The following is a 3,495-nucleotide window of genomic DNA, read 5'->3' on the forward strand; positions in this document are numbered from 1 at the left end:
AGAATGGTCTGCCAGTCGAAGGCCGGTGTCGTCCATTCGAGCGCGGTGATCCCGAAGCTGCAGCAATCGCCCGTCAGGCCGCCGCCGAGGGCCGCGAGTGCAACGCCCAGCGCCACGGCAACGGGCACCGCATAGAGTGGATAGGAGAGGCGCAAGCCGAAGAACACGATGATCAGCGGCAGCACCGCCCAGGGCATGGCCATGGCGGCGCCCGGAACGCCCAGCGCATAGCGCAGCAGCACGCCGGCCAGCATCGCGGCGGCAACCGGCGCCGGGATCTTCTCGATGGCCTTCTCCAGCGGCTTGATGAGACCCGCCACCGCCATGAGGAGGCCCGCAACGAGAAACGCGCCCAGCGCATTGGGATAGGCGATCCCTCCGCCGCTTGTGGCGATCAGCACCGCGCCGGGCGTCGACCACGCCGTGATCATCGGCATCTTGTAGCGCCACGACAGGATGAAGGAGGTGATTGCCATGCCGAAGCACAGGGCCGCCGCCCAGGAGGCCTGCTGCGACGGCGAGGCGCCGACATTGCGCGCGGCCTCCATGATCACGAGGATGGTGGAGGCGAAGCCCACGACAACCGCCGTGAGAGTCGAGGAAAAGATGCTGAACCAGCCGGAATGATCGCGCTTCAGGGCCGTCTCGGTCACGGGATGGGAACTCCAGGTTCGTATTTCGCCATGCGCAGCATGAGTGACGTCTTGACGTTTTCCACATTTGGCGCGGCGGTCAAATCGCGAATAATGAAGGTTTGCAGGGATGGCAGATCGCGCGCCACCAGCTTGAGCAGAAAATCCGCCTCGCCCGAAATCGCATAGGCCTCGCGCACCATCGGCCATTGCGCCACGCGGCCGGTGAAGGCGCGCAGCTCCGCCTCGGCCTGGCTCTTGAGGCCGACGAAGGCGAAGAGCGTCACCTCGAAGCCAAGCGCCGTCGCGTCGAGCAGCGCGCGGTAGCCGGCAATGACCCCTGCTCTTTCCAGCGACCGCACCCGCCTCAGGCAGGGCGGCGGCGACAGGCCAACGCGGCTGGCCAGCCCGACATTGGTCAGCTTTCCGTGGCGCTGCAACTCGCGCAGGATTTTCCAGTCCGTGGCATCGAGGTCCATGATGCCGCTCTATCCCATCCTGGCCAGCGCGACCAGACCGGACGCAACGGCAGGCGGCCGGGTCTCGGGGGCCGGACAGCCGGGATGCGGTCCCCGGCTGCCGGGCGCCGCAGCCTTCTTCCCGCAGGACTGGAAGGGCGCCTGCCGCTTGGACGAGACAGTCCGCAAGGTCTACATGATCCGAAAGAGCATGATCCGATCGGGTGATTCCACCTGGTCGGATCATACGCCGGGCGACCCGCACCAAGCCCGGTTCCGCATGTCTGAAACGGTGCGGCGGCTGTTCACAACAGCTTGCCATGGCCTTGCCGTCACACCCAATTTAGCTATGCTGTTTTTTCATAGCAACTGGAGCACCCAATGTCCGCCCGCCATGCCCGTGTGCTGATCCTCGGATCGGGACCCGCCGGTTATACCGCCGCCATCTATGCTGCCCGCGCAATGCTGGAGCCGATCCTCGTGCAAGGAATTCAGCCGGGGGGCCAGCTCACCATCACGACCGACGTCGAGAACTACCCCGGCTTCGCTGACGTGATCCAGGGCCCGTGGCTGATGGAGCAGATGAAGGCGCAGGCCGGGCATGTGGGCGCCGTGATCGTGTCGGACACCATCACGCAAGTGAAGCTCACCGCCAAGCCGATCTGGCTCAAGGGTGACTCCGGCCAGGAATATACCTGCGACGCCCTGATCATCTGCACCGGCGCCCAGGCCAAGTGGCTGGACCTGCCGTCCGAGCAGGCCTTCCGCGGCTTCGGAGTCTCGGCCTGCGCCACCTGCGATGGCTTCTTCTACCGCAACAAGCGCGTGGTGGTCGTGGGTGGCGGCAACACCGCCGTCGAGGAGGCGCTGTTCCTCACCAACTTCGCCTCGGAAGTGATCGTCGTTCATCGCCGCAACGCGTTCAAGGCGGAGCGCATCCTGCAGAACCGCCTGTTCAACCACCCGAAGATCAAGGTGATGTGGGATACCACGCTTGCCGATGTCATCGGCACGGAGAACCCCAGGGGCGTCACCCACGCGCGCCTCAAGAACGTGAAGACCGGCGAGACGGAGGACGTGGCCGCCGACGGCATCTTCATCGCCATCGGGCACACGCCGGCGACGGAATTGTTCGAGGGCCAGCTGCCCTTCAAGCAGGGCGGCTATCTGGTCACCGAACCGCGCTCCACACAGACGGCGATACCCGGAGTCTATGCCGCGGGCGACGTGACGGATGACGTTTACCGCCAGGCGGTGACCGCCGCCGGCATGGGCTGCATGGCGGCGCTCGAAGCGGAGCGCTGGCTCCACACCCGGACGGAGATGCGCCATGCCGCTGAATAATTCCGTGATGGACTGGGACAAGCTGCGCATCTTCCACGCGGTGGCGGATGCCGGCAGCTTCACCCATGCCGGTCATGAGCTCGGCCTGTCGCAGTCGGCGGTGAGCCGCCAGATCTCGGCGCTGGAGGACGCGCTGAACGTGCCCCTCTTCCACCGCCATGCGCGCGGCCTGATCCTCACCGAGCAGGGCGAGATGCTCTACCGCACGGCGCATGAGGTGTTCACCAAACTCACCGCGGCGCAGACGCGCCTGATGGACTCGAAGGAAAAGCCATCGGGCGAGCTGCGCATCACCACCACGGTGGGTTTGGGTTCCGTGTGGCTCACGCCGCGCCTCAGGGAATTCTCCGAAATCTACCCGGACATCGCGGTGACGCTGCTGCTCGATGACCGCGAGCTTGACCTATCGATGCGCGAGGCGGATGTCGCCGTGCGCCTGCGCCGCCCGACGCAGCCGGACCTCATCCAGCGCAAGCTCTTCACCGTGCACCACCATCTCTATGCGTCCGCCGATTACCTGAAGAAGCACGGCATTCCGAAGTCGCTGGAGGACCTCGACAAGCACAAGATTCTCATCCACGGCCAGGCGCCCAACTATCTCACCCCCGTGAACTGGCTTGAGTTTGTGGGCCGGCCGGAGGGAGAGCCGCGCCCCGTGGCGCTGCGCGTCAACAACGCCTATGGGCTGCGCCGCGCCGTGCAGGCCGGCATGGGGATCGCCTCGCTCGCCGACTACATCGTGCCCGAGGATTCGGGGCTCGTGCAGATCGACGTGCCGGTGGAAACGCCGGAGTTTGACACCTATTTCGTCTATCCGGAGGAGCTGAAGGACACCAAGCGCGTCACCGTGTTCCGCGACTTCCTCGTGGCGAAGGCAAAGGGCTGGAGTTTCTAGAGCGGCGGGCGGTCATATAGAATCGCGATCATTCTCCCTCCCCCTTGTGGCAGGGCTATCGCATATGGGTTCCCTTCTCCCGTCCGAAGGATGGGAGAAGGTGCCCGAAGGGCGGATGAGGGCCTTTGTCCACAGATTCCGATGCGGAAAGAAGCCCTCATCCGGC

The 3,495-nt window shown here is 65.2% G+C and carries 5 protein-coding genes; 3 read left to right on the forward strand and 2 right to left on the reverse strand.

Annotated features, from left to right (window positions below; all coding sequences use genetic code 11):
• Together IOC69_RS12300 and IOC69_RS12305 are read right to left on the reverse strand one after the other, a co-directional pair.
• Positions 1-653 (reverse strand): benzoate/H(+) symporter BenE family transporter (locus IOC69_RS12300; protein WP_290543854.1); only part of this gene is annotated, 653 nt, incomplete at its 3' end.
• Positions 650-1,111, reverse strand: a complete 462-nt coding sequence (locus IOC69_RS12305; RefSeq protein ID WP_290543855.1) for an Lrp/AsnC family transcriptional regulator — start codon at positions 1,109-1,111, stop codon at positions 650-652. The genes IOC69_RS12300 and IOC69_RS12305, both read right to left, overlap by 4 nt.
• On the opposite strand from IOC69_RS12305, the gene IOC69_RS12310 reads away from it, so the two are divergent.
• Genes IOC69_RS12310 through IOC69_RS12320 form a run of 3 tightly spaced genes read left to right on the forward strand, consistent with a single transcriptional unit; the run spans position 1,110 to position 3,329 of the window.
• Positions 1,110-1,499: a hypothetical protein gene (locus tag IOC69_RS12310; protein ID WP_290543856.1), complete on the forward strand. Its 390-nt coding sequence runs from the start codon at positions 1,110-1,112 to the stop codon at positions 1,497-1,499. The two genes, IOC69_RS12305 and IOC69_RS12310, sit on opposite strands and share 2 nt — an antisense overlap.
• On the forward strand, positions 1,472-2,434 hold the full coding sequence (gene trxB / locus IOC69_RS12315; protein ID WP_290543857.1) for a thioredoxin-disulfide reductase: 963 nt from the start codon (positions 1,472-1,474) through the stop codon (positions 2,432-2,434). The genes IOC69_RS12310 and trxB overlap by 28 nt, the downstream gene beginning before the upstream one ends.
• Positions 2,421-3,329 (forward strand): LysR family transcriptional regulator, encoded by a 909-nt coding sequence (locus tag IOC69_RS12320; RefSeq protein ID WP_290543858.1) that lies wholly within the window; start codon positions 2,421-2,423, stop codon positions 3,327-3,329. Before trxB ends, IOC69_RS12320 begins: the two co-directional genes overlap by 14 nt.
• The last annotated feature ends 166 nt before the right edge of the window (positions 3,330-3,495 follow it).

Source organism: Aestuariivirga sp. (genome assembly GCF_020252405.1).
GTDB lineage: Bacteria > Pseudomonadota > Alphaproteobacteria > Rhizobiales > Aestuariivirgaceae > Aestuariivirga.